Raw genomic sequence first — 25,441 nt, forward strand, 5'->3', positions numbered from 1 at the left:
GCCGTCGCCCGCAAGCTGCTGACCATCCTCAACGTCATGATCAGGACGAAAACACCATGGCAACCCGCTTGACAGCGAACACAGTCGCTCACCCGGATCGCGCCGGACGATGCTTCGCATCGCCGGGGGCGATCCGACCTCTCCCCGCAAGCGGGGAGAGGTGAAGCGGCACCGTCCGCGCTAGCTAACGTTCCCGCCGATCGCCTGCTCGATGATCCGCGCCTCCCGCAGCAAAATCTCCGCCACCTCATGCTCGCGGCGCGGGCCGAGCCTCGTCCGAACGGCGGAGACGGTGATCGCCGCGGCAGGCTGTCCGTCCGGGGTCTTGATCCAGGTGGAGATCGATTTCGTGCCCTGCACGAGGCCGATCTCCCTCATGCCGTATCCCAGCCGTCTCGCGGCCGTGATCTGGCCGATCACCGTCGCGACGTCGGTCCGGTAGGCCCCGAATCGCTTCTCGTTGGCCGCGACGATTTTTCGCGCATCCTGCGCCGGCATCGCGGCGAGGATGGCGACGCCTGCGCTAGAGACGCCGAGCGGCCGGCGCGCGCCGATCTCGATCGACAGCACCTGGATCGGATAGATGCCGATCCTGCGATCGACGCACAGCGTGTCGTTGCCGGTCCGCACCGTCAGGAACAGCGTGTCGCCGATCTCGGTGGAGGCACGCCGCAGCGACGGATTTGCCGCGACCAGCAGCCGCGACGGCCGCGGGCGCGCAAGTGCGAGCTCCGGCACCTGGTTGCCGATCGCGTAGCGGCCGGTTCGCTCGTACCGTTCGACGATGCCTTCCTCGATCAGCACGTGGACGATGCGATGCACGGTCGGGCGGGTGAGGCCGGTCGCGCGCACGACCTCGGCCAGCGGCACGCCGTCTTCGCGGCCTGCGGCAAGAATACGCAGCACCGCGAGCGCGCGCCGGATCGCCTGCGCGCCCTGTCGCGGCTCTGCCGTTCCGCGGGCGGATCTTGCGGAGTTTGTCTTGTCCATATTATGGACAAGAACGCCACAATTCACTCGACAGGTAAAGCGCTCATCTGGAGATTGCGCCGCGATCGAGCGCCATGCGCGACGTCACGGCATTCGATATGGAATTGGAAGCGCCGCCGGGAGGTTAACATGAGATTAATCTGGATTGCCATAGCTGCCGCAGCCGCGATGCTGGCGGGACCCGCATCGGGCCAGCAATGGCCGGCGCGCAGCGTCAAGCTGATCGTGCCCTATCCGGCCGGCGGCAATGTCGACAGCGCCGCGCGCATCGTCGCCGACAAGCTCCAGGAAAAGCTCGGCCAGCCCTTCATCATCGAGAACAAGGCCGGCGCCGGCGGCATGATCGCGGGCGAAGCCTTCGCGAAATCGGCGCCCGACGGCTACACGCTGTTCGTCGGCGCCAACGGCCCGGTGCTGTTCGCGACCGAGATCAACAAGCGCGAGGCCTATAGCTGGAAGAAGGATTTTCTTCCGATCTCGACGATCTCGATGACGCCGCTGGTGCTCGAAGTGCACCCGTCCGTGCAGGCCACGACGTTCAAGGAATTCATCGAGCTCGCCAAGCGCGAGCCCGGCAAGCTGACCATGGCCTCGCCGGGCCCCGGCACCACCAACCATCTGCTCAGCGAACTGATGCAGTCGAGCCTCGACCTGCAATGGGTCACCGCGCATTACCGCGGCAACGCGCCGGCGATCAACGATCTCCTGGGCGGCCAGGTGCAGTTCGCATTCGACCAGCTCACGGTCAGCCTCCAGCACATCAAGGCCGGCTTGTTCCGTGCGCTTGCCGTCACCAGCCCGCACCGCCTGAAGTCGCTGCCTGACGTGCCGACTTTCGTCGAGCTCGGCTACAAGGACTTCGACGGCCAGACCTTTACGGGCCTGTTCGCGCCTGCTGGCACGCCGGCGCCGATCGTCGACAAACTTCACGAGACGCTGATTGCGATCCTGAAAGATCCCGGTGTGATCGACAAGTTCGAAAAGCTTGGCGGCGAATCCACCCCGATGACGCCGGCCGAGTTCAAGGCCTATCTCGAGCGCGAGGACGCCAAGTGGATTCCGGTCGTGCGCAAGGCCAACATCAAGGCTGACTGATCGATGCGGATCGACCCCACCGAGCTCGGCGCGGAGCGCATCTACCGGCTGATGACCGGCATCGTGGTGCCGCGCCCGATCGCCTGGGTCACGAGCCTGTCGCGCTCCGGCGTGCTCAACCTCGCCCCCTTCAGCGCCTTCACCTTCGTCTCGCAGAAGCCGCCGATGCTCGCCATCAGCGTCGGCCGCAAGGGTGCCGACTACAAGGACACCGCGCACAACATCCTCGACACCGAGGAATATGTGATCCACATCGCCGATACCCCGCTGATGTCCGCGGTGCACGACAGCTCGGTCGAGCATCCGCCTGAAATCAGCGAGGTCGAGCATCTCGGTCTGGAGACGCTGCCGTGCGAGCGGATCAAGGTGCCGCGGCTTGCGGCGGCACCCGTGGCGATGGAGTGCCGTTTCCGGCAGTGCCTCGAATTCGGCGAGGCTCGCAGCCGGCTCATCGTCGGCGAGGTCGTGATGTTCCACATCCGCGACGGCCTCGTGAACGACGGCAAGGTCGAGACCGCGGCGCTCGACCCGATCGCGCGCATCGGCGGCCCGCGCTACGCCCGTCTCGGCGAGATCGTGACGCTGAACACCGTCTTCCAGACGCCCAAATCCAAAGACTGAGCGCGCGGCCTATCGCGCGGGCCCTCGTGCCTGAAGACCATTGGAGAACACGACAATGCGACTCGTAAGCTATCTCTTGGACGGAGAGCCGCGCTATGGCGCGGTGGTGGATGGCGGTGTCGTCGATCTGACCAGGCGGATCGGACGCGATTTTTCCGACGTGAAAGCGCTGATCGCGGCCAACGCGCTCGCGGACGCGCAGGAAGCGGTGGCCGGACAAAAGCCCGACCACGCGCTGGAAAGCCTCGTCCTGCTTCCGCCGGTGCTGGCGCCGGAAAAGCTCTGGTGCATCGGCGTCAACTACGCCGAGCGCAACGCCGAGTATAAAGACAGTTCGGACTTGCCCAAATATCCCAGTCTGTTCGTGCGCAGCATCTCGTCGATGACGGGCTCCGGCCAGCCGCTGGAGAAGCCTCATGTATCTGAGCAGCTCGACTACGAGGGCGAGCTCGTCATCGTGATCGGCCAGGGCGGCCGTCACATCCCGCGCGAACAGGCCTTCGCGCATATCTTCGGCATGACCCTGTGCAACGAGGGCACGATCCGCGACTGGCTGCGTCACGGCAAGTTCAACGTCACCCAGGGCAAGAATTTCGATCGCTCCGGCAGCATCGGGCCGTGGATCGTCACGTCTGACGAGCTCGATCCGCGCGGGCCTCATGACATCATCACGCGCGTCAACGGCGAGGTGCGGCAGCAGGACACGACCGAGCGGCTGATGTTCCCGTTCGATTTCCTGATCTCCTATCTCTCGACCTTTGCCACCCTGAAGCCCGGCGACCTGATCGTAACAGGCACGCCGACGGGCGCGGGCGCGCGTTTCGATCCGCCGCGCTGGCTTAGGGTGGGCGACGTCGTCGAGGTCGAGTCGAGCCGCATCGGCGTGCTGCGCAACGCCGTCGCCGCGGAGCAGTAAGCCATGCTTGATACCGCCACGATCGAACGCCTGGCCGCGCGCCTGGATGAGGCCGAGCGCAGCAAGACGCTGATCCCGATGTTCTCGAAGGAATATCCCGACTTCGCCATCGAGGATGCCTACGCCATCCAGCGCGCCTGGACGAAGCTTCAGCTCGACCGCGGCCGCATCATCAAGGGGCACAAGATCGGCCTGACTTCGAAGGCGATGCAGAACGCGGTCGGCATCTCCGAGCCCGATTACGGCGTGCTGTTCGCCGACATGTTCTATGCCGACGCCACGCCGATTCCGTTCGACCGCTTTCACGCGCCGCGCATTGAGGTCGAGCTCGCCTTCGTGCTGAAGGCGCCGCTCCGCGGGCCTGACTGCACCATCTTCGACGTGCTCAACGCCACCGACTACGTCACGCCTGCGCTCGAAATCCTGGAGACGCGCATGCATCGCGTCGACCCTGAAACGGGCAAGACGCGTAAAGTCATGGACACGATCTCGGACAACGCGGCCAATGCCGCGCTGGTGCTGGGCGGCCGGCCGTTCCGCCCGATGGACGCGGATCTGCGCTGGATCGGCGCGCTGCTGTTCCGCAATGGTGAGGTCGAGGAGACCGGGCTCGCGGCCGGCGTGCTCAATCATCCCGCCAACGGCATCGCCTGGCTCGCCAATCGCCTCGCGCCGCATGACGAACATCTCGCGGCCGGCGAAGTGGTGCTGGCGGGATCGTTCACGCGGCCGGTCGACATCCGCCGCGGCGATACCTTCCACGCCGACTATGGCGTCTTCGGCTCGGTGTCGTGCCAGTTCGTCTGAACCAATGCATAAGAGGGAGCGCATCATGACGGGTCAAACGCGGCGCAAGAGCATCCACATCGGTGGCTTCAAGCACGCCAACCCGATTCCGAACGCCTGCCGCATCGGCAATCTCGTGATGTCCGGTGTCATCCTCGGCCGTGATGCGGCCGGCGTGATGCCTGCGAGCCTGGACGCGCAATGCGCCAACATGTTCGCGCATATGAAGGCGACGGTGGAAGCCGCCGGCGGCACCACGGACGACATCATCAAGATGACGGTGTGGCTGAAGGACCGTACGCAGCGCGGCCCGGTCAATGTCGAGTGGCTGAAAATGTTTCCGGACGAGCATTCGCGCCCGGCGCGTCACGCGCTGCAGATGGACAATATGGACGGAGGCGCGCTGGTGCAGTGCGACTTCACCGCCGTGATCGACTGAGGGAGCTTTGCGCATGCCGACTTATCTGCCGTTCGATCCGAATCCCCGTCGCCCGGTCAAGACGCCGCCGCCGAAGACTGTCGACAGCCAGTTTCACGTGCTCGGACCCATCGACAAATATCCGGAGCGCCCCGGCGCGGCCTATCGGATGCCGAGCGCGACCTGGGAAGCAGCGCTGCGCGTGCACAAGACGCTCGGCATCGAGCGCGGCATCATCGTGCAGACCACGACCTATGGTGCGGATCATTCCGTCGTACTCGACGGCCTCGCCGCGATGGGCCCGAATTATCGCGGCTGCGCCAACGCACTGGTGTTCGCGGAGGCGAACGACGCTTATCTCGCCAAGCTGCATGACGCGGGCGTGCGCGGCGCGCGCTTCAGTTTCCGCCAGGAGCTCGGCGCCGTGCTGTCGGACGCCGATTTCGCCCGCGCCATCGCGCGCATCCGCGAGCTCGGCTGGTATGTGAAGATCCAGCCGGAGAAGGACGGCATCATCTCCAGCGTCGCCAAGTACGAGAATCTCGACGTCCCCGTGCTGATCGATCACATGGCGCGGCCCGTGCCCTCGAATGGCAAGGATGATCCGAACCTGCGCAAGATGCTGGAGCTGCTCGCCAAGGGCAATTTCTGGGTCATGCTGTCGCTCGGCGAGAAGACCTCGCAGGCCGGCCCGCCCTATGACGACGTGATCCCGATCGCGCGCGCCTATATCGAGGCCGCCATCGACCGCTGCGTCTGGGCCAGCGACTGGCCGCATCCCGTCTCCGTCAAGCAGCCGCCCAACGACGCCGACCTGCTCGAGTTGATGTACCGCTACGCGCCCGACCAGGCCGAGCTGGAGAAGATCCTGGTGCACAATCCGGCAAAGCTGTTCGGCTTTCCGGACTAGGGCGGAATTGATTCACACCGCCGGCTGCGCCGCCAGCCGGTCGCGCACCTCGGCTGCGATCTCGAACGAGCGCAGCCGCGCGGCGTGGTCGTAGATCTGGCCCGTCGTCATCAGCTCGTCCGCGCCGGTCTCGGCGATCAGCGCCTTCAGCCTCTCCTCGACCATGTCAGGCGAGCCGACGGCGGAGCAGGACAGCGACTGGCTAACCATAGCCTTCTCGGCCGGTGACCACAGCGCGTCCATGTCGTCGACCGGCGGCGGCAGCGGCCCGGGCGTGCCGCGGCGCAGGTTGATGAACTGCTGCTGAAGCGAGGAGAACATCCGCTGCGCTTCCGCGTCGCTGTCGGCGGCGAACACGTTGACGCCGACCATCGCGTAAGGCTTGTCGAGCTGCGCCGACGGCTCGAAGCGCGCTCGATATTCGCGCAGCGCCGGCATCATCATTTGAGGCGCGAAATGCGAGGCGAAGGCGAAGGGCAGCCCAAGCATCGCGGCAAGCTGCGCGCCGAAGGTGCTCGATCCCAGGATCCAGAGCGGCACCTTCGTCCCAAAGCCGGGCACGGCGCGGATCGCCTGGTTTGGCTGGACATCACCGAGCAGCGCCTGCAACTCCAGCACGTCGTGTGGAAAGTTTTCGGAACTGGTGGCGAGGTCGCGCCGCAATGCCCGCGCGGTGAACTGATCGGTGCCCGGCGCGCGGCCGAGCCCGAGATCGATGCGCCCGGGATAGAGCGACTCGAGCGTGCCGAACTGCTCGGCGATGACCAGCGGCGAATGGTTCGGCAGCATGATTCCGCCGGACCCGACCCGGATCGTCCTGGTCCCGCCCGCGACATGCCCGATCACCACCGACGTCGCCGCGCTGGCGATGCCCGTCATGTTGTGATGCTCGGCGAGCCAGAACCGCTTGTAGCCCCAGGCCTCGGCATGCTGGGCGAGGTCGAGCGAATTGCGGAACGCCTGCGCCGCATCGCCACCTCTTCGGATGGGAGCGAGGTCGAGCACGGAGAAGGGGATCATGTTTGGCGTACCGGGTGGGAGTGGGATGTGCGCTGCGGCCTGACATGTAGTGGCTTATTATGGAAATGTTAGCGCGGCCGTAGCGCGCAAATGCAATCCAAACCTGCTGTGCTAACGTCAGAAACGACGTAGCGGGCCAGGATTTACCTTTTTGCTTCTCAAGAGCGAAATCGTCCTCCGTTTACTAGTTTTGGCTCCATCTCGTGAATTGTTCTGCCGTTCCTATTCCACGTCTCTGGGGTCGAGGGACGAACCTCCATGATTGTCGGTTCGGTCGAGATGTGGCCGGCACCTTTCCCGTTGGCGGCAGCTACAGCAAGCCGCGCTTGTGCTGGATGATGATGATAACGCGAATGATGCAGTCCGATACTGACTCGCCGGGCCGCCGTGCCTTGTGCAGCATTTGCCACGTCACCTCATCGATCTGTATCTGCCATTTGCCGCTTGCCATGCGTTGTCCGGTATCGTCGGACGGGAACTCGGCCGCAATCAGAGCGCGGCACTCGTCGGTGATTTCAATTTCCGGCATTGTTGGTCGTTCTCGCGGACGGTGTGCTCGCGTGCAGCCCTCGCCCGATCCGGAGAGATCAGCCAGTTAAATCGCGGTAACAACCGATCCAGCCGAAGCCGATGCCGATCGTCCTGACCATCGACGAGGAGCGCGACATCTGGACGCAGTCGCGGCAGGGCGCTGCGGCGCCACCAGTGGATGCCTGCTGAATATTGAGGGACGCGGCGCTGACAAAAAGGATCATTCAATGGCTTGGGTCTCGTTCGCGCAGCCGTGACGCTTGAGTCGTCGGGCTCCCGTCGTCGCCGGACATTGCCGATCCTTCACAACCTTAATGCGATTTAACGAGGTTTCCGTAAGCGGTGTGGGTAAACCGCGAGTCGCGGGGGCGTCCTCCAGACACGAGATGACGCCGTGAAGTTTGACGAACAGGAACGCACCGCGCTGACGGACGCTGGGTTTTCCGTCGCCGACAACAGCAAGGCTGCCTACGTCGAAGCCGTCGTGGTGATCGCCGCGTACGACGCCGAAACCTATTGGCTGACGTTCGCCCTGCCGAATGATGCCCAGATCGTGTGCGTTGTGCCACGCGACCAGATTGCCGACGCGATCGCAACTCGTAACTACGCAGCTCGGCGGAACCAACTTCAGTGAAGCTGACCTTCCCTCATGCAAGGCTGAAGGCGCTTTGGAACGAGGCCGTCCGGCAATGGCCGGTTTCGGTGCGAGCCATGAACGGTCGAGATTCGCCCGGTTTCTGGCTTGTCGGTGGCCAAGGCATCTATCTCGTGCATAACGGCGCCAGGCCTCGGGGCAGCGTGACTCTGGCCTACGCAAACGAATGCGACCCGGTCAGGGTGCCGGTCCAAAGTTGGTTGGGTATCAAGCGCGCCATCTTCGGCGATAACGATGGGAGGGAATTCGTCGATCTGGTGATGATCGGCACTGCCGTCGATGCCGGCGCCGACCTCGAGGTGACCTTCGAGCCCGACACGATGACGGTGGCTGTCGTCGAAAAAGGGACGGCGAGCATACGACTGCAATCGCTGCGCATCCGGGACAAAAATGACACCACGTCAGGACGCAGTTGTCGGGTTTGAGTCTGAATCTCGGCTAAGGACCAGACGCGGTATCTTGGCCCGCTACTCTCTCCAAGCCTTGCACATCGTCGTCCTCCCAGTCCTCCCATTCCACGTTGTTGGTTTCGAGATAGCGGGCGACGGCTACGCCGATTGTCGGGAAGAAGTAATTCTCTCCAAGCTGCGCGAAGAGGCCAAATCTTTTCAGCTTGTCCTTCACGGGATCTTTGAGTTCGGCAAAACAAAACTCTATGCCTTGCGCGTGCAACGATCGGTCCAGTTCGGCAACCACGTCGCAGGCGGTGACGTCTACGCTCGTGACCGGCTCCGCGGCAACAACTAGCCAACGCACGGGTGTTGGCGATGTCGCTACGGCATCCAGGACGCGTTCCCTGAAGAATTCGGCGTTGGCAAAAAACAGAGGTGCATCCCAGCGAAACAGGACCAGCCCGGGGACCCGGCGCGCATCCGGATATCGTGTGATGTCGTGATAGCCTTTGACGCCGTGGGCGCGCCCCAATACGGCGGAGTGTGGGCGCCAACCGTCCCACAGGAACTCGATGATAGCGATTGCGATCGCAAGACCAATTCCTGGAATGACTCCGAATACTGCTACACCGACAAAGCAGACGATCGCCAGCCAGAATTCCCACCGTTGAATGCGATAGATTCGTTTGAGGTCGGCAACTTCAATCAAGCCAATCGCCGATGCGATGACGACGGCGGCCAATGCGGCGGTGGGTAAATGTTGGAGCAGGCTCGGCGCGACCAGGAGGAGCAACGCGATGGCAAGCGCGCCTACGACGCTGGTGAGTTGAGTGCGGGCACCGGCGGCTTCCGCAACGGGTGTCCGTGAACTACTGCTGCTGATCGGGAAGCCCTGGAAAAATCCCGTCGCCAGATTGGCGGCACCGAGCCCGACCATCTCTTGGTTGGGATCGACCCGAGACCCCAATCGCGCAGCATAGGTACGTGAAAGTACGCTCGTATCGGCAAACGAAACCATCGCTACTGCACAACCGCCGATCAGCACCGGCACGAGGTCGCTGGAGGTGATCCATGGGACAACGAAACCGGGCAGGCCCTGGGGAAGGGGGCCCAGCACCTTGACGCCGTATTGCGTCCCGAGATCAAGCACCCCGACGACGAGCGTAGCCCCAACGACCGCAATCAGAAGGCCCGGTACCCGCTTGTTGTTCCTGAGAAGCAGGATCACGATCAACGTGGCGAGGCCAATCGCGAACGCGACCCAGTTTATCTGCCCCCCAAGGATCGCGCTGACAATCGCCCACAGGCTTCGCAGTGGCCCCTCGCTCTCGATGGAAAAGCCGAAGAGCTTGGGCAGCTGGCTGATCAATACGGTCAGGGCAATTCCGTTCATATACCCGTAGCGTATCGGCTTCGAGAGAAGCTCGGTGATAAAGCCAAGGCGCGCGACACCTGCCAGGATACAGACCGTCCCTGAGACAATCGCCATCATGCCCGCGAGTGTCACGGCCCGCAGGGGATCGCCCTGAGCCAAGGGAGCGATGACTCCAAGGAGTATTGCCGCCAGCGCCGAGTCCGGGCCAAGGACGAGAATGCGGCTTGGGCCGAACAGCGCGTAGGCCAGCAGCGGCACGATCGTTGCGTACAAACCGTAGATGCCCGGCAGGCCCGATGCAGCTGCATAGGCAATGCCGACCGGGACCAGCATTGTCGCCAGGACGATGCCGGCGAAGATATCGTGCGGAAGCCATGCTGCTTCATATTGACGGAGAGTGTCGAGTCCGGGCAACCAGCGCTTCATTGATGGTTTCTCCCAGCCCGCATTGAGCAAGTTTGCCCCGCATGATGTGTTGGACCGATCAGGCTATTACGCCCGCAGCAGGCTGAACAGTGGCCCGGCGCTATGGCCGAAGCAGCACAGCGGGCCATGGGTGCCAGCCGGCACCAAGTCTTCCCTGCGCCCTCTTCACGGACGAGAGGGAAGGACCAAAACCGAACTCGGGCGTTTCATGCCGCGAGAATGGCGTTCGTTCGCGGCTGTTTGAGTGGCCTGTGCCTCCGTTCACAACCCTGTTATTGCGACCTATGGCGCCCTTTGTCTCAACTGGGCGTTTTGCGCCTGTTGTTGTACCCTCGGCGAAGCCACTGCACGGGTCGAGGAGGAACTGACATGACCATGGTCGTACTCAACCGACGCTATCTCCTCGCCGCCGGCGGCTCGGTCCTGGCGGCCGGGGTCTCCGGGCTCCTGTTGCCTGCCCGTGCGGAAGGCCTCGCACCGACCGAGTCGATGTCGGGTGGCGCGAACAACTACCGCAAGGGCGCGGCGATCGTGGACAGGATCGGCAAGGGCGGCTTCTGGATGAGCGGCACCGTACGCCGCGCAGGCGACGGGGCTCCACTTGCCGGGCAGCGCATCCAGATCTGGGCGCACACGACCGAAGGGCAGGAGCACGAGCCGCAAAGTCATGGCGCCACGCTCACCGACAAGGACGGCAAGTTCCGGCTTGAGATGCCGCAGATCATTCCGATCTTTGGCCAGCCGCATGGTCACCTCGCCTATGACAGCGATGAGTTCAAGACCGTCTTTCTGCGGCCGGTGATGCGGAGCGCGAAGGAGACGAGCCTGGAAGCGCACTTCGTCCTGCAGCCGGCCTGACCGGGTTGCGAATGAAGGGGTGGAGACTGGCCCGGGTGATCCTGATCTGGGTCGCCCTTGCTTTGGCCATTGGCGTGCCGATCGCCGCGGCAGCGGGAAGCGAGCAGCTCGCATGGCGCGGTCCGCTCTACATCATGGCCGGGTTTGCGGGGATTGTTGCCCTCGGTCTCGTGCTCGTTCAGCCCCTGCTGATCGGCGGATATCTGCCGGGATTTCCGGCCTATCGCGGACGGCGTGCGCATCACTGGATCGGCGGCGCGCTGGTCGCAGCGATCGTGATCCATGTCGTTGGCCTCTGGATCACCAGCCCGCCCGACATGATCGACGCGCTGACCTTCTCATCGCCGACGCCATTCTCTCCCTTTGGCGTAACCGCCATGTGGGCCATCTTCGCGGTCGCGCTTTTGGCCGCCCTGCGCCGGCGATTGGGACTGCGACCGCGAACCTGGCGCTTCATTCACATGCCGCTGGCGATCGTCATCGTCGCAGGCAGCGTGGTCCATTGCCTGCTGATCGAGGGGACGATGGAGACGATCTCTAAGGCGGCGCTCTGCGCGCTCGTCCTCGCGGCAACCGTAAAAGGCATGATCGACCTGCAGGTGTGGCGAAAGCGAAGAACGTTGCGCGGCGAGGGCACTGCGCCGCAGTGACATGGCCGCGCGTAGCGCGTAGTAGAGCGAAGCGAAACCCATCGCACTTTGTCTGCGCGGAAGCATGATGGGTTTCGCAAGCGCTCTACCATCCTACGAAACTTTTGCTGACCGCCTTGTTCAAACACGTTCGGCGTCGTCAGCGCCGATCTCCGCTCCGCTTGTCGCAGATAGCGACGGGGCGTATCCTAGCGCGATGGTTGTCAGTGCCCCCGAGCTGAAAACGTTCCTGCTCGCGACGCCGTTCTTCGGCGGTCTTCCGGACCCAAGCCTCGACCTGCTGATTTCGATGCTGGTCGAGTGCCGCTTTGATGCCGGCGCGACCGTCGTGGCGGAGGGCGAGCCGGGACGCTCGCTGTTCATCGTCAAATCCGGCCGGCTGGCGGTGAGCAAGCAGGCGAACTCGGGGAGCGTCATCCCGATTTCCGTTCTGGAGGCTGGCGATTTCTTCGGTGAAATGACGCTGATTGAAATGCAAAATCGCTCCGCCACGGTGGTCGCGGAGAGTCCGACGGTGCTGTACGAGCTGACGGCGCAAAAGCTCTACGCCTGCTACAAGGCCGATATCCACGCCTATGTGATCGTCCTGCAGAACATCAATCGCGAGCTATGCCGGCGGCTGCGCCGTGCCGACGATCGCCTCACCGGACACCAGGCGGACGAAGACGAAACCCCCGCGAGATGACTGTGCTTCTCTGCGCCGCCGCAAGTTCGCTCCGCGGCTGACGGTCCCGGATTACGCTCGCGCTCCATCCGGGCCACGCCACTTCGCGTGGGACGTTCAGCCCACCGGTCCCGGGATCCAATCGTCCCCTGAAAGTGGGATCACTCTTACGCCAACAATGACTCCGAGCTCCAGGCTTGGATCGAAATGGCGCATCGTCCGCTCGTTGAGGTCGATGATGCGGCCAGGCCTTAATGGCCCCACGTCATTTATCTTGACGATGACCTTCTTGCCGACGGCCTCGACGAGGGCATATTTCGGCCTCGCGCCAAATTGGACCCCACCAAATTTCCCGCGCAAATTCGTCTTGATGGCAGCCGCCCAGACAGAGGGATCATAGCGCTCGCCGGAGGCTGTGTTCGGACCGCCCTCTTCCTTGCCGGGCTTGAACGGATTGTACATGGATGCGGCGCCAACGATCGCCTCCCCGGAGGCGGCATCGACGACGGCGCTTGAGTGAACTTCACACGCTTCACTTCGATCAACGGGAACAGAAACGGCAAGCGCAACCAGGGCGCCGCAAATTGCGGCGCTCGAGCGGAACAGCATTATAACTCCTGTGATTTTTTCGATCGTCCGGTTCCGACACCGCAAACACGGTCAAGCGAACGCGGAAGCGTTCACGAACTTGCACCAGTGCTTTGCGGATTCGAGCCAACCCCTGGCTACGGAACCGATGTGCGAACCAGAGCGGTCCGCACGCAGTGTTTTAGGTTGTCCCCGTCTAAGACAGAGAATGCGTCAGCAGCATGACCTGATGGAACCTGCGGCGAGTGACAAATGCGATGTCGCCAAAAGCCGACACGCTCGCGCTAATTGATGCGTCGGGCAAAACACCCGCCGCTCGCACAAACCCGTCAATCCTCTGCAGTAAAAATATTCCACTTTACCGAAATTCGGAATTGCGGCATTCTCTCCACCATCCCGACCCGAGAAGAGGGGCGATCGTACGTCGTCGCGAACGTGGGCCGGGGTGCGGTGGACGCGGCAGTGCCGGGCACGCGAAGGCAGGACCAGGGCGAGATGAACCTCGTGAGGGCCTTGACTGCGTGCGGAACGGACGGCGCCTGTGTCCGGCGAAGCCCTTGGGCGGAGCTGGATCGCTGCGTACGGCGAAAACGCGTGGTCCTGACCGTCGTTGCTACGGTCAAGCCTTGCGGAGATGGATCGGGGCTCTACCGGGTTTCGAGGCATCGTCAATTCGCGAGGTGACGGAGGCCAGAAGGAACTCGGCTCCGGGGAGAGCGCGCATAAGCCGTCAGACCATCGCGCAGGGAAGGCCGGGTGTTTTTCCGGCCCACCTGTTTCCCGCCTGCGCATTTGCGTGTGCAAATTCCTGGCGCAGCGGATCATGGGTGTCAGCCGGCACCCGGCCTTCCCTGCGGCCTCTTCACGGAAGAGGGCGAAAGAGGAGAGCAAAACTCGGGCGTTTCATGCCGCGAGAATGCCGCTTCATGCGTGAATTGAGAATCGTGTTGCCCGATGGGATTGATCGAGACGCGGGGTGCGTGTCGCTCAAAATCCACATGGGTTCGGAATCGCCAGCTTAGGTGCCTCAAACGGTCGCATCCGCGGACGCGATATCTTTGCGATGGCCTGACCAGGTTCCATAGTGTCAGCGATGATTTGCAACCGAGGGGCGGGGTATCAAATGACAGCGCGTAAATGTTTCATCGTGGCCGCGGGATTGATGACGGCGAGCGCCGCCCATGCCGAGGACGTTCCCTCCAACGCCGAACTGTTTCGCATGCTGGAAGCGCAGCAGCAGACCATCTCCGAGCTGCGCGCCGAATTGAAGCAGGCCAAACAGGAGCGGCGCACGGTCACTCCGCGAGAGGCGGCTGCACCGGCAGCCAAGCCAGCCGGACGCGACGCCGCGAGGGAGACGGTTGCGGTAGCACCGCCTGCGCAGGCTTATGCGATGTACAACAAGGGACCCGCAGTCGCGCCGGCGCGCACCGGCGGTGCCTATGTCGGTGTGTTCGGTGGCGGCGGCAGTCGCGGCGGCACTGACGTCAGCCAGCTCGGCACCGTCTTTTTCGTTGAGGCCGTCGGGGGCCCCTTGGCTGTCGACGCCACAGGGCGGACCAGTAGCGGCGGCGTCGGGTTCGGTGGCGCGCATCTCGGTTATGAATGGTCGTATGGTACGTATCTGCGGCCCGCTTTGGAGATCGAAGGTTTCTATCTGGCAGGTAACCAGCCGCGTGCGACGTTGGTGACACCCACAGACCGATTTGCAGAGCACTCCTTCGACACGACTTTCCCGACGCGCACTACGGTGCTGCTGGCGAACATGGTTGTCGGCTTCAACACGCCCTATCAAGGCATCACGCCCTATATCGGTGGCGGGATCGGGGCCGCGAACGTCTCCATCAACGGCGCCACGTCCACACAGACCGACCCGGCCGAGCCTGGCATCAACCACTTCAACGCGCGTCCGGACTCCTCAGCCTGGACCTTTGCGGCACAGGCCAAGGCCGGTGCGCGCTTCGCCCTCGGCAACAGCGGCGCTTACCTGTTCGGCGAGTACCGCTATCTGTACGTCGGCGATGTGAATCAGGTTTTCGGCTCCACCGTGAATCCCGCTCATGCTGCGACCAGCCCGTGGACGGCCAGCTTCGGCGGCACATCGCACCATCTCGCAGCCGGCGGCATCGGCTTCGGCTTCTAGCTCAGCTCGATCACTGCGAGAATCGGAGGGGGGGACGACACGTCCGGCCCCTCCCAGGAGGCAACCGGGCAACGGAAGAAGGCGATTTTCTGAGGAAACTGGTGCTGCCAGACAGGATTGAACTGTCGACCTCTCCATTACCAATGGTGAGGGTACAAGTCAGATAGCATTGCAGCACAGCGATATCTTGCATCGATATTCCGACCTGCACTGATTTTGCACGGGTCACGCTATCTTCTTCGGCAGCAAGTCGTTGCGCTTACCAGTGCCTTCGGCAAGCTTCGACGCCCACGCGATCGGGTCTTTCATCCACGGCGCGTTTGCCCACCGATCAATGATTGGCAGCGTGTTGATGGCATCGAGCAACTGAGGGCGCGGGACGTTGGTGTAGTGTCTGCTCATATCGTTGGTTGGCTTCGCATGCCCCATGATCTGGTCTTTGACGAATTGGTGAACGCCGTTGACCACCAGTTGCGTAGAGACGGAATGGCGGCCGGTATAAGGCGCTATATCTTTAATCCCAGACCGCCTGCGAGCGCCGTTGATGGCCGTCTTCATCTGACCACCGCCATCTTCTTTTGGCTCGTATGGCTCACCACGGGGAGTCCTAAACAGGAACCCGCCTCGCTTGCATAATCCGGTGAATAGCGGAACGAGAAACTCGTGCATTGGCACTTCGCGTTCTTCACCGCTCTTGCTGGCTTCAAGCGTGATGCAGCGGTTCTTGATTGAAACCTGTTCGGCCTCCAGCGTAAACAATTCAATTGGCCGCATACCCGTATAGAAAAAAGCAGTCATCAGCATGGCCGGGGCAGGCGACATAGCCAGAACAAATTCAGCAGCCCTGTCGTAACCAACCGGCTTAGTGCCAGCGCGAACTTTCTTTTGGGTAAACTTCAACATCGTGCCCTTCGGCTTTCGAGGGCGTACCCATTGACGCGGATCAGCCCACTTGTTGCGTGCCGCGTGATTCCAAACGGAAATGAACGGCGCATGGCACTGCCTGTTCTTTGTCATGTACTGTGCAGATGGAAACAACTTGGTCGCTGCTGCGTCCAAATCGGATTGTGTGATCGTGTTCAGCTTGCGAGTCCCGAACTCGCCGATTAATCCGGTCCACTTCTCGTTTTTGAATTCTCCTAAGAATCGAGGTGAGCCGCCACTGGCAATGTAAGAACTGGCCGCCTCAGCGAATGTGATAGTAGCCGTTCGTCCGTGGATGCTTTCCTCTAAAAGCTGCGCATCGCGTTTAGTGAGGATTTGTTCCGCCGCTTTCTTGTCGTCTGTTCCAGTAGTTTCGAAAACACTTTTGTTTCTGACGGTGCCGCGGACGTACCAGTGTTCAGAACCTTTCCGTTTGACGAGTCGCAACGGCATCGCATCCCCTCCCAAATCAACGCAATATCGTTTTCACAAAACAGATAGACCTTGCCGTTTTTCGCGTAGTGTGGGTGCAGCTTAACAAGCTCTTGCAGGCGTCGTTTGCTGACTCGCAATTTTTCGGCGGCTTCTTCAAATTTGTAGATCGCACCAATCTTGTTATCGTTAGCTGCCGCAGGCAACTCCATTCTATTCCCCTGAAATGAGAAGCCGGTCCGGGGCGATTCCGGGCCAGGAAAATCAACATGATGGTTTTAGACGAGTTTGGTTCGGATTTCTTTGGTGTTTCCACTTGATCGCAGCCGGACGGAAAGCCGCCCATGCTAAGTCGCATGGACGGCGCTTCGCATCGAATCGGCGAAGCTTAGATAGCCTGCAGCAGCCTCATGACGAGCTGCGCCTTGAAATGATCGGCGAAATCAATTTGGCCATCTTCGTATAACGTCGTTCGAGCGGCCAGGACGGCGGCCCGCGTCTTCAGCGGTGCGGACAGAATTGCCGACTCGGCTGCGTAGACATCCGCCATTTTCTTCATCCCACTTTCGTCGTCGGGGCTATTCTCGACGACGCGCCGGGCTTCGAATAGCTTTCTGATCATGGTGGGCACGTCTGTGGGTGGCGTGCTAATCACGCGGGCAGCCTTGTGCATGTCACGTCCTTGCGCTGGGTTAGAGCCGGAGCGGAAGCTGTAACTTCCCTCCGGCTTGAGTTTGTGCTAACCCTAATTCATGGCAAAGTCAATTCGTGTTAACACAAAAAGGCAACGCGGCCGTCCAGTCACCACGGGCAAGGGCACGCTAATTGGAGTCCGACTGCTCGATGCACCGTTGTCGGCGCTAGACGATTGGATCAAGCGACAACAAGAGGCGAACTTGTCTCGACCGGAAGCGATTCGTCGATTGCTAGAACTCGGCATCAAGCATTTAGGTACTCGCCCTTCTTGAGCCCCAGCTCAGTAAGTCGATACGTTGGTTTGCCGGGCCCAATTTCACCAACTATCTCTACAAGTCCTAGTTCTGTAAGCGCAGCGTATGTCTTCTGGCCGCAACCATCAGCGCGGAAGAACGGCCCTTCCCGAAATTCGTACATGTGGGCCAATGCGCGTTCTTGAAGCTGTGGCAGCGGACGCGTCTCTATCGGCCACTCGCTGATTGGCGGACCGGCTGCAAATTCGAATATCTCCTCGCCGGCCAAGTCCAACGAATTCCCGCCGTCCAACAGATCGAAGAGCCTGTCTACTGCGATCTTGTCCCATATGGTGCGGCCATAGAACCGCTTTGGTTTTGGCATGTCGCCAGCCGCAACCATCCTATCCCAGAGCGCGTGCGACACTCCGATGTATGTTGCCGCCTGAATACGGTTAAGCCCGCGTGGCCAGTAAGGATTGGGGTCCTTTTCATGTCGCCCACGTCGATCAAACATTTCTTGCCGCGACCTTTGCCGAGAGCCACTCGTCAATCTCGGTCTCAACCCACCCAATTCTATTTTCCCCAAGCCGAACTCGCATAGGGAATTTCTTTCCGTCTTCCAACCGCTGTAGATGACGGCGACTGAAGGTAATTCCGCGAGCCGAACTCAGCTCGGCATAACTCAGAATCCTTGTCGGACCGCGGGGCCAATGCGGAGTCGTACGCCAACGCGGTCCAATCAGATCATGGGGCAGTTCTGGTCTCCATCGGCCCAAGCCAGGATCAGGCTTTTGTAACGCTCGCTTGCCAGCGTGTTCCCAGAACGTACCGTCAACTTTGAGCCGGCCGGGTCCTTTTCGACGCGGACGGAAAGGTAGTAGTTGCGCGTCCCCACATTGATCAATGAGAGCGTTGCTTCGCCGTACCCAAGTTCGGAATAGAGGTCCGAGTCGACGGCAAAGGACGCGTAGGCCCCGACGTTGCCGGCAAAGCAACGCTTCGCGGTCGTAGAAACGCGCCGATAGATTTCTTGGTAATTCTCTCGGTACGTTCGAACGACGGGCGTGGCTTTCGCCTCAAGATCGGCTGGCGTCGAAGAACAACCGGCCAGCAGCAACGCAGCCGTCAGCGCGGCAACGCCGTGAATTTTTTGCATATCGCCCCCCCGACCCGGCTACACCCCAGTCAACACAGTGTCGTAGTGAGGAGCGCCTGTCAAACGTCTAAGTTGTAGCTAAAATTGCTACACCGCCTGCTTCTGGTGACTAAGCATGAACGAAACGCCTCGTTGCGATCACTGCGAAGAAGACTTCCCGCCCGATGAATTGGTAGTTCTCGCGCCGCCGCCTGGGGATGGCGATAAGTCGGCGCTTCGCTGCAGCTTTATCACTCGTGCGTTGAAATATATTCTTCGAATGTAACGGCCTTTATTCCATCGACGTTCAGGTATCGGCGCTTCCTGCTTTCGTCAGTCACAACAACAAGTTTCTCGCATGAGGCAACGCCGGCAATTTTCCAGTCAACAGCGCTATCGTTAGGTCCTTTACGTCCAAACGTTGCTTTAGCACGATCGGCGATGGCTATGATTGATGTTCGGTGCTCCTCTGTTAGCTGCTCGCGCTTAACTTTGAGCCCGGCAATCGTCACCGACTCGTCTTCGTAGACTTCGCAGAATTCATTGTAAGCAGCCGCAAAAATGCGCACCTTGCCGCTAGCCACGTCTTCTTGCGCCACGGCAAATTGATTGCCGGACGATGTCGACCAAGCCAGCAAACCTTTCACATCGAAGGTGAACGCGGTGCCATCAGGCATCGGGCTCGTCCACCTCATCAGTCAACAACGCCGTTGGGGCGTTGCTGAAATAGTCGGACTGGTACTTCGGCTTAATTCCGGACAGTCGATAAAAATCCAGATCGTCAACTATCCCGGCCCGAATGGCAGGATCATAAATTTCCGCGAGCCGCGAGCCGTATCGTGACAGCTTATACTTCCATTCAGGCTGCCGATTTTTGCCACCACCTCCAGACTTAACGAAATCTGGATTCCCTGAGGCTTTGATAAACGCGTGCCATGCCGCTATCGCCCGGTCACCGTAGTATCCGGTTTCGACGAGGCGAAGAACGCTAGCATACAGAGATATCTTCGTGATTTTAGCAAACGCCCTCACTTCATCTATCTTGAACTGCTTTGAAGTGATCGTCCTTTGTGCTGCCGAGCTAACAAGAGAGCGCGGAGCCAAAAAATTGACGGCGAATAAATTGCACTTTCGCTCGACCGCATTGTTAAGAACGTCAGGATCGGAAATGCCTGTCTCACCTAAGATACAGTGATATATCTCGTGGGCGAGTGTGAATAGACGACGCGAGTAAGATTGGCCAAGTGTATTTACAACGATAGCATCAAACGTATTATTCCCGGCTACCGCGAACCCGACACCGTCCTCAATCGAAAAGCTAAATTGAAACACAAGCGTTTCAAATTGCTCGACCCACCTACGAAGACGAACATAAAGCTGCCGCGCGTCGCCAATCTCTGACTGCAGATCATCAGTCAGTCCAATTACGGCACGCAACTTGGATGCTGCTTCTTCCGGCGTCCAAGACTTTGGAATGATCTCAGTCAGCCGACGATTTGAATGGAAAGCTAGTCGTGCTAGCGGGTCGCTCTGTATACTTTTTGCAAGATCGATCGCCTTAAGCGTGTCCCGCTGGTACGCTCTGCGGGCGGGAGTCGACAAACGAAAATCAGCGATGCTTGACGCTGGGACTAGACTTTCACCCTCAGCAAAAAGGTAAAAATCGGGTACCAGAAGTTCAGTGGCGATTTTTTTGACCACCGTCTCTTTTCGTTTCGGCGGGTCGTCTAGCCAATGATGGAATTCGTCCGGCTCCATACCGACACGCGCGCCCAAATCGCGTTCGGTAAGACCACGAACTTGTAGTAGTCTAGCTACATTGTGCTTTATTGACGCCAAGACGATTTCTTCCGAGGCCGGACGGTTGATCATGAAACTAAGCGATTTCTCTAGCGTATTGCAACTGGGAGTTGGGCTCCATCTCGGAACAGCACTTCTTCAATCCATAGCCGAGTTCGCAAGCTCCCCTCTTTCGAAGCGAATCGAGCGTCTAGCTAAGCTCGCTGCGTTGCGGCGAACGCGACTTGAACAGCGGAGCGACCTCGCGGAAATGTCCCTCGAACTGGAAAATGAAGTACTCGACCTCCATTCGACTTTAGAACTAAGGAAGGTCCAGTTTTTCAACGAGTACCGCATCGCCGCTGAGGTCAACACCATTGCAGCGGTAGGGCTGTTTTGTCTACTGGTGTGGGCTGCGGTGCAAGCAGATGATCCGGCCAGTATCTATCTCGCTTTCTTTCTCATTGGCGCGAGCTTTGCTCCTGCCGTTCTGTCCCTTGGCACGCTATGGTGGCGATGGAATATCAACACCGCCGATGTGAGGAAGACAACCACGGAGATTGAGCGCAAACTGCTGGGCTAGGACGAAGAGGCGGCCCGGAGACCGCCTTAATCCTTTACAGACGCCGCGTCTGCTTCGCTTTGGTGACAGTGTTTACAATGACGTTCGGCAAGCTCGCCTTCAGGTCCGCTAGCTGCGCCTGAACACGAGCAAGGCCGGCTTCGTCGGCGCCGCGTGCGTCGATTGTCACGCTCACTGGCGCACTTACAGAGCCGCCCGGGGTCACGCCGTTAGGCAGGATTTGCGCGCCCTTAGGCACGTTCATAAACTCCGGCCCGTTTTCACCGACGATCGACCAACCGCCCGGAGCATCGTCCGTGCCGTTGGCGTAACCGGGTGGAGCCGTTGGGCCGTACCCGCCAACACCGTCCGTTGCGTTGCTGCCGAGCCCGAACAAACTTAATAACCCACCGCCGCCGCCACCGCCTCCGGGGAATGCTTTCGACCAAAGCTGGTCGACGGCCATAGACGTGAGCTTGTCAGCGATCTTGTTCAGCGCGTTCGTTCCGGCCGCAGCGAACGAATCCCAAGACGATTTGCCTTGCGCTAGGGCGTGCTCGAAATCGAGCGCAAAGCCCCTCGCTGCGTCCTGTGACGTTGAAGAGAATTCCTTAATAGCGTTGTTCATCCGGATTTGCGCAGCCTCTGAACTGTTCAGGGCTGTAGTCACGTCCGGATAAATATTCTTCAGGGTCGACGCTATCTGTGCATCTTGCGGAGTAAGCAGCGCCGTCTGACGTGAGAAGTTAATTTGGTTTGCGACCTTCGCCTTCTCCAAGGCTAACGCCGCATCACCGGCCTGTTGTGCTAGCTCTTGAAATGCTTTCGCACGCTGGCCCGTAACAGAAACGCCTTCTTTCTCCGCTGCAGCTTCAAGCAAAGCCATAGCCTTGAGGCGTTCGATGTTGTCTGCCGTAGTGCCAACTGATTCAGCCGCGGCAAGCGTCGTCTTTGAGTACTTCGTCAAAGACTCGGTGGCTCTGTCGATGGCATTACTGCCGAGGTCCTTTGAAGCCACCCTGGACGGTATCGGGGACTCGTAATCCGAGGCGGTCAAACCAAACTGAGTCAGCGGCTTGGCCCTAGAGCCGGGGTCGGGTGGATTTGCCTTATCGAACGCGGCATCCATTTCCGAGGCTGTCGGGTAGCGTGGTTCATTCACCAAGCCGGCCGCGACTCCGCGAATCTTTTCGGACGCCTCTTTCTGGCTCATGTAGCCGAAGCCGTCCCACAGCGCCCTTCCGAACGTTGACCAAGTTTCCGTTGAGAAAATCGGAGAGTTGTTAAACTCATGGCTAGCCCGTTCGAATGCTTCCGTATCGATAACGATTCCCTTTTGAGGATCGACACCGGCCGCCTTGAGCGCTTCAGATGCGGCGCTTTCCACTACCGCGCGAGCGGGGTCGGACGCCCCCCCAGCGCGATCTCTGGTTTCCTTAATGAAGGATGCAGCTTTATCAATGTACTTGTCGACTTCTGGCAGAAGCTCAGAAATCGCCGCCTTCATATACGTAGACCATTCAACGCTAGACTTTCGCCAACGCTCGTCGAAGTCCTTTGCCTTCTCAATCGTTTCGTCGCTGATAACCGCCCCAGCGCTTTCCGCGGCCGATCGGATGCCATCAAAGCCGTGCGAGGCTTGCTCAAGGAACGGAATCCATTCCTTCGTAAATCCCAGCATTTGAGCGATAGCTATTTGATCTTGAGGAGTCTGCGCTCGCCGCACAAGATCGCCAGCAATCTGTAGTAATTGCGTCTCGCTGATCAGTTGCCCATTTGCATTTTTGATGCTGAGTCCATTCGCTTCAAATTCCTTGGAAAGAGAATTTGCGTTGCGTTGCGCGTCGTTCAGCAACTGCGCGGACCTCGACAGACCGGCATTTGCCTCGTCCAGACTCAGGCCTTTTACCTGCCCGGCGAACGTGACAGACTGGAAATCACGCACTGACAACCCGGCCTGCTCTGCCGTTGTCGCCATATCGGCAAGCTCTTTGTTAGCTTGTGCGACGTAGTTTAGAAAACCAGCGGCGGCGCCAAATGCGCCGAACCCCGCTAGTGCAGTCGATAGCAAATCGGTTGATGAAGAAACGCTTCCGACAGCATCACCGAGCGACTCGACCGAACGTGTCGTGCTGTCTATGCCTTCGCCGGTCGCAGTGATTGTTACTCTGCGGACAATATCGCCGTCAGCCATGCGCCACGCCTCGCGCAACGGCTTCGGCCACGGCCTGAATGGCCGCGGCATCTGTAGTGCTTGTCAAAATATTTTCCCTTAGAATTTGATGCTGCCAGTCGTCACGGCAGCGGCGATCGTTTTTAACTAACCAAAGAAGCTGGTGGCGTCGGTGGTACCTCCTACCGTACCCGGGAAAAACGTGGACACTCCGGCGCCGGCAGTGCCGGAACATTGCGCGATAGCGTGCCGCTGGCCGGTGACGGTGAAGCCGCCGAGCGCGAAGGTCATGCTGGGGCATTCGCAGTAGCCGAACCGGCGCGCTGTGAACGTTGCCCCGCTGTACGTGACATTTGCACCAAAGGTGAAGGTCGAACTGCTGGTGGTGAGCTTTGCCGCCCCATCCCCAACGAGGAAGAGTCCGATCCCGCCCGTCAGCACCTTGTGATTTGTCCCGGCACAAGTCAGTTGTCCGCCGCTGTTCGCATAGATCCGGAAATTCGCGCTCGATCCGTTGTATTCCATGTTCTGGAGGGTGACGCTCGTTGCCGACGAGACGGCAACATCCTGCGCCGTCGACGACTGCACCCGGAAGCCGGAGACTGTAAACCTTCCACCCACAGCGGTCGTAGATAGGGCAGCGCCAGACGCACTGATCACCACGCTCGACGGGCTGGCGTTGTTGCCTTGGAAAGTGACCGATCCGGAACCCAGATAGCTCTTCAGGATGAGCGCGGCATATGTACCGTTCGTAACATTGACCGTGACGTCGTAGGTCGAGCAGTCGAGCGCAGCGATGACATCCATAGCCTTCTGCGTCGTCGCGAATGCCGTGCCGGTCGTGAGACCGTCATTGGCATCGTTGCCGGTCGATGAGTTGACCTCATACGTCGCGTTCGCAGTGAGCACCTTACGCACACCAATGTTCGACTGCGCCTGCGTCTTCTGTGGTGAAGAAAGCGATTGCGAGCCGCCATATCGAACGACGCCTAGATTTGTCGCCGCGGAGGTCGCGCTTGCCACATCCGAAAGGTTGTTCGTGCTCGTAAGGTCTCCCGCACCCTTCTGCGCAACAAGCCCCCATTTTCCAGCCGCAAGATCAGTGGCGAACGTGCCCGACGTGTGAGGCGCAAGGCACATATAAGACGAGCCGTTATTCGAAACGTAGCTCGCGGGCGGTCCAACCACATAGGCCGTCGCTGTCGCCCAGCTTGCGATGGGCAGCAACGGGGAAGGCCCTACTGTACCAATGTCGCCTTTGCTTGCCTGCAATTGCCAATACGTTGCATTGGGCGGAGTCTGATTTGTGTGCGCAAGGATGCACAGATAAGAAGACCCGTTGAGCGCAACGACATCGCCAATTGCATAGGCGGTAGCGCCGCTCCACGCCCCCCTAGGAGAGAAGCCTTTGTACGCCCCCTGAAATACCCAAGCGCCGGCAGTCTTGAGCCAAAATTTATATGCTCCCGGCTGAATCGCGTACTGATCGTCTTCTCCAAGAGAGGGATCAGGCACAGTTGCAGTTGGCGGAACGATAACCGGCACGCCGTTAGTCTCTAGCGCGGCAATCAACTTCGATACGGAGGCCATGGCATCGCCGCCAGCAAAACGCAGGGGCGAACGCTGAACGATTTTGTACGCTGTACCGGAAGTGACAGCGGAGTACGGCCACGCGTCGATTGTAAGTGTTGTCGGGTCGACAACATCCATGACAATAACAGTGTGGCCAGCGACAACGATGTCATCACCCGGCTTTGCGTTGGAGCCAGACCAGTTGGAGCCGCTTCCGACAATAGAGGTTGCTCCGGCACCGATGGCTACGGTGCCGGTCGAGTAGTTGTTAAATGCAGTCATCGTTTAGGAGTTGACCTCGTTCGCTTCGCCGATCGGCAGCCAATCGCCGTTGACTTTCCGCCAGATTTTTCCGGTCGAAGGTTGGTACGCGAAATTGCCACTCGCGTCGGGTGGCGGGGCCGCTATATCGGCCGGGAGTGATTCAAGATGGATCAACGGATAGCTTTCAACATTGGCTGGCTCTAAGTCCCCTGCGCGACGCTAACTGTCGTGCCCAGTGTCGACCACGCGAAGATAGCGTCGGTAGGAGCGTCCAGCTCGCCGTACCAGATGGAGCCGCCTTGTCCGCCGACCACGCTCGATCCGTCCAGGCTGATGCCATCAGTCACACTAGCCGGCGCGGACCCAAACTTGATCGTCACTGGGTTCACACCGTTGACTACGATGCATAGGTGCTTCCTATCGTTGTTTGCGCCTACCAATGGCGTCGGTGTAGCCGCGGGGACTGCTACGGAAGTTGCCTTAATCGAAATGCCCATGAGTGGGGTCCTATGAATATGAGTTAGAAATATTTTGCGCTAGCGTCTTCGCTTGACGCTTCATCATCCGGCAGAGACACCTTCGACGAGTCGGATGGTGTCGCTCCAAGCTGAGCAAGACAAAGTCGAAGCA

28 protein-coding genes and 1 tRNA gene are annotated in these 25,441 nt (G+C 60.1%); 13 read left to right on the plus strand and 16 right to left on the minus strand.

All coding sequences use genetic code 11. The features are described from left to right. Positions 1–180 precede the first annotated feature (180 nt). Positions 181–990, minus strand: a complete 810-nt coding sequence (locus ABIB95_RS30665) for an IclR family transcriptional regulator (RefSeq protein ID WP_354244905.1) — start codon at positions 988–990, stop codon at positions 181–183. A 129-nt stretch (positions 991–1,119) separates the two neighbouring features. Between ABIB95_RS30665 and ABIB95_RS30670 the strand changes: the two genes are divergently transcribed. The 6 genes from ABIB95_RS30670 to ABIB95_RS30695 are packed head-to-tail and all read left to right on the plus strand — an operon-like array spanning position 1,120 to position 5,736. After that, entirely contained in the window at positions 1,120–2,085 is a 966-nt protein-coding gene (locus tag ABIB95_RS30670) for a Bug family tripartite tricarboxylate transporter substrate binding protein (protein WP_354244908.1), read from the plus strand. Between the two features lie 3 nt (positions 2,086–2,088). Then, complete coding sequence (locus ABIB95_RS30675; RefSeq protein ID WP_014491471.1) at positions 2,089–2,706, plus strand: flavin reductase family protein; 618 nt, start codon at positions 2,089–2,091, stop codon at positions 2,704–2,706. A 55-nt stretch (positions 2,707–2,761) separates the two neighbouring features. Then, the gene (locus ABIB95_RS30680) at positions 2,762–3,622 is read left to right on the plus strand and encodes a fumarylacetoacetate hydrolase family protein (protein ID WP_354244912.1); all 861 of its coding nucleotides are present in this window, start codon (positions 2,762–2,764) and stop codon (positions 3,620–3,622) included. A 3-nt stretch (positions 3,623–3,625) separates the two neighbouring features. Then, positions 3,626–4,429: a 2-oxo-hept-4-ene-1,7-dioate hydratase gene (hpaH, locus tag ABIB95_RS30685; RefSeq protein ID WP_354244915.1), complete on the plus strand. Its 804-nt coding sequence runs from the start codon at positions 3,626–3,628 to the stop codon at positions 4,427–4,429. Positions 4,430–4,454: 25 nt separating this feature from the next. After that, positions 4,455–4,847, plus strand: a complete 393-nt coding sequence (locus ABIB95_RS30690; RefSeq protein WP_354244918.1) for a RidA family protein — start codon at positions 4,455–4,457, stop codon at positions 4,845–4,847. Positions 4,848–4,860: 13 nt separating this feature from the next. Next, complete coding sequence (locus ABIB95_RS30695; protein WP_354244921.1) at positions 4,861–5,736, plus strand: amidohydrolase family protein; 876 nt, start codon at positions 4,861–4,863, stop codon at positions 5,734–5,736. 12 nt (positions 5,737–5,748) lie between these two features. On the opposite strand, the gene ABIB95_RS30700 is transcribed toward ABIB95_RS30695, so the two are convergent. From ABIB95_RS30700 to ABIB95_RS30710, 3 genes are all read right to left on the minus strand, one after another. Further along, positions 5,749–6,756 (minus strand): LLM class flavin-dependent oxidoreductase, encoded by a 1,008-nt coding sequence (locus ABIB95_RS30700; protein WP_354244923.1) that lies wholly within the window; start codon positions 6,754–6,756, stop codon positions 5,749–5,751. Between the two features lie 310 nt (positions 6,757–7,066). After that, positions 7,067–7,285 carry a hypothetical protein gene (locus tag ABIB95_RS30705; protein ID WP_071909248.1) on the minus strand — a complete coding sequence of 73 codons (219 nt, stop codon included), beginning with the start codon at positions 7,283–7,285 and terminating at the stop codon, positions 7,067–7,069. A 58-nt stretch (positions 7,286–7,343) separates the two neighbouring features. Next, on the minus strand, positions 7,344–7,511 hold the full coding sequence (locus ABIB95_RS30710; protein WP_354244927.1) for a hypothetical protein: 168 nt from the start codon (positions 7,509–7,511) through the stop codon (positions 7,344–7,346). Between the two features lie 170 nt (positions 7,512–7,681). Between ABIB95_RS30710 and ABIB95_RS30715 the strand changes: the two genes are divergently transcribed. Both ABIB95_RS30715 and ABIB95_RS30720 read left to right on the plus strand, forming a co-directional pair. Then, positions 7,682–7,921 carry a hypothetical protein gene (locus tag ABIB95_RS30715; RefSeq protein ID WP_085400900.1) on the plus strand — a complete coding sequence of 80 codons (240 nt, stop codon included), beginning with the start codon at positions 7,682–7,684 and terminating at the stop codon, positions 7,919–7,921. Next, positions 7,918–8,367: a DUF3085 domain-containing protein gene (locus tag ABIB95_RS30720; RefSeq protein ID WP_071909249.1), complete on the plus strand. Its 450-nt coding sequence runs from the start codon at positions 7,918–7,920 to the stop codon at positions 8,365–8,367. The genes ABIB95_RS30715 and ABIB95_RS30720 overlap by 4 nt, the downstream gene beginning before the upstream one ends. Positions 8,368–8,380: 13 nt before the next feature. Here the strand turns inward: ABIB95_RS30720 and ABIB95_RS30725 are convergent, their stop codons facing one another. Further along, positions 8,381–10,135 (minus strand): SulP family inorganic anion transporter, encoded by a 1,755-nt coding sequence (locus ABIB95_RS30725; protein ID WP_354244932.1) that lies wholly within the window; start codon positions 10,133–10,135, stop codon positions 8,381–8,383. A 369-nt stretch (positions 10,136–10,504) separates the two neighbouring features. Between ABIB95_RS30725 and ABIB95_RS30730 the strand changes: the two genes are divergently transcribed. From ABIB95_RS30730 to ABIB95_RS30740, 3 genes are all read left to right on the plus strand, one after another. Next, positions 10,505–10,993: a peptidase associated/transthyretin-like domain-containing protein gene (locus ABIB95_RS30730; RefSeq protein ID WP_354244935.1), complete on the plus strand. Its 489-nt coding sequence runs from the start codon at positions 10,505–10,507 to the stop codon at positions 10,991–10,993. 11 nt (positions 10,994–11,004) lie between these two features. Further along, positions 11,005–11,643, plus strand: coding sequence for a ferric reductase-like transmembrane domain-containing protein (locus ABIB95_RS30735; RefSeq protein ID WP_354244938.1), 639 nt, complete (start codon positions 11,005–11,007; stop codon positions 11,641–11,643). Positions 11,644–11,839: 196 nt separating this feature from the next. Then, positions 11,840–12,328 carry a cyclic nucleotide-binding domain-containing protein gene (locus ABIB95_RS30740; protein ID WP_354245260.1) on the plus strand — a complete coding sequence of 163 codons (489 nt, stop codon included), beginning with the start codon at positions 11,840–11,842 and terminating at the stop codon, positions 12,326–12,328. A gap of 96 nt (positions 12,329–12,424) precedes the next feature. Here ABIB95_RS30740 and ABIB95_RS30745 read toward each other — a convergent pair whose 3' ends face one another. Next, positions 12,425–12,916, minus strand: coding sequence for a septal ring lytic transglycosylase RlpA family protein (locus tag ABIB95_RS30745; RefSeq protein WP_094184040.1), 492 nt, complete (start codon positions 12,914–12,916; stop codon positions 12,425–12,427). Between the two features lie 1,102 nt (positions 12,917–14,018). Here ABIB95_RS30745 and ABIB95_RS30750 point away from each other — a divergent pair. Then, the gene (locus tag ABIB95_RS30750; protein ID WP_354244941.1) at positions 14,019–15,038 is read left to right on the plus strand and encodes an outer membrane protein; all 1,020 of its coding nucleotides are present in this window, start codon (positions 14,019–14,021) and stop codon (positions 15,036–15,038) included. A 99-nt stretch (positions 15,039–15,137) separates the two neighbouring features. Here ABIB95_RS30750 and ABIB95_RS30755 read toward each other — a convergent pair. The 8 genes from ABIB95_RS30755 to ABIB95_RS30790 all read right to left on the minus strand — a co-directional run bounded on the left by ABIB95_RS30755 (position 15,138) and on the right by ABIB95_RS30790 (position 20,333). Further along, positions 15,138–15,214 (minus strand) — tRNA-Leu (locus ABIB95_RS30755). A gap of 49 nt (positions 15,215–15,263) precedes the next feature. After that, entirely contained in the window at positions 15,264–16,415 is a 1,152-nt protein-coding gene (locus ABIB95_RS30760) for a tyrosine-type recombinase/integrase (RefSeq protein ID WP_354244944.1), read from the minus strand. Positions 16,416–16,782: 367 nt separating this feature from the next. Then, complete coding sequence (locus ABIB95_RS30765) at positions 16,783–17,067, minus strand: hypothetical protein (RefSeq protein ID WP_354244947.1); 285 nt, start codon at positions 17,065–17,067, stop codon at positions 16,783–16,785. A 266-nt stretch (positions 17,068–17,333) separates the two neighbouring features. Beyond that, positions 17,334–17,840 carry a helix-turn-helix transcriptional regulator gene (locus ABIB95_RS30770; RefSeq protein WP_354244950.1) on the minus strand — a complete coding sequence of 169 codons (507 nt, stop codon included), beginning with the start codon at positions 17,838–17,840 and terminating at the stop codon, positions 17,334–17,336. Then, positions 17,833–18,102: a helix-turn-helix transcriptional regulator gene (locus ABIB95_RS30775; RefSeq protein ID WP_354244953.1), complete on the minus strand. Its 270-nt coding sequence runs from the start codon at positions 18,100–18,102 to the stop codon at positions 17,833–17,835. The genes ABIB95_RS30770 and ABIB95_RS30775 overlap by 8 nt, the downstream gene beginning before the upstream one ends. Beyond that, positions 18,066–18,482 carry a hypothetical protein gene (locus ABIB95_RS30780; protein ID WP_354244956.1) on the minus strand — a complete coding sequence of 139 codons (417 nt, stop codon included), beginning with the start codon at positions 18,480–18,482 and terminating at the stop codon, positions 18,066–18,068. The genes ABIB95_RS30775 and ABIB95_RS30780 overlap by 37 nt, the downstream gene beginning before the upstream one ends. Positions 18,483–18,712: 230 nt before the next feature. Next, positions 18,713–19,138 (minus strand): hypothetical protein, encoded by a 426-nt coding sequence (locus ABIB95_RS30785; RefSeq protein ID WP_354244958.1) that lies wholly within the window; start codon positions 19,136–19,138, stop codon positions 18,713–18,715. After that, on the minus strand, positions 19,131–20,333 hold the full coding sequence (locus ABIB95_RS30790) for an ImmA/IrrE family metallo-endopeptidase (RefSeq protein WP_354244961.1): 1,203 nt from the start codon (positions 20,331–20,333) through the stop codon (positions 19,131–19,133). Before ABIB95_RS30790 ends, ABIB95_RS30785 begins: the two co-directional genes overlap by 8 nt. Positions 20,334–20,511: 178 nt before the next feature. Between ABIB95_RS30790 and ABIB95_RS30795 the strand changes: the two genes are divergently transcribed. After that, positions 20,512–20,823, plus strand: a complete 312-nt coding sequence (locus ABIB95_RS30795) for a hypothetical protein (RefSeq protein ID WP_354244964.1) — start codon at positions 20,512–20,514, stop codon at positions 20,821–20,823. A 34-nt stretch (positions 20,824–20,857) separates the two neighbouring features. On the opposite strand, the gene ABIB95_RS30800 is transcribed toward ABIB95_RS30795, so the two are convergent. Together ABIB95_RS30800 and ABIB95_RS30805 are read right to left on the minus strand one after the other, a co-directional pair. Continuing rightward, positions 20,858–22,996 carry a hypothetical protein gene (locus ABIB95_RS30800; RefSeq protein ID WP_354244967.1) on the minus strand — a complete coding sequence of 713 codons (2,139 nt, stop codon included), beginning with the start codon at positions 22,994–22,996 and terminating at the stop codon, positions 20,858–20,860. Positions 22,997–23,122: 126 nt separating this feature from the next. Further along, positions 23,123–24,829: a carbohydrate-binding protein gene (locus ABIB95_RS30805; protein ID WP_354244970.1), complete on the minus strand. Its 1,707-nt coding sequence runs from the start codon at positions 24,827–24,829 to the stop codon at positions 23,123–23,125. Positions 24,830–25,441 lie beyond the last annotated feature (612 nt).

Source organism: Bradyrhizobium sp. LA2.1, assembly GCF_040547725.1.
In the GTDB taxonomy this organism is placed as follows: Bacteria; Pseudomonadota; Alphaproteobacteria; order Rhizobiales; family Xanthobacteraceae; genus Bradyrhizobium; species Bradyrhizobium barranii.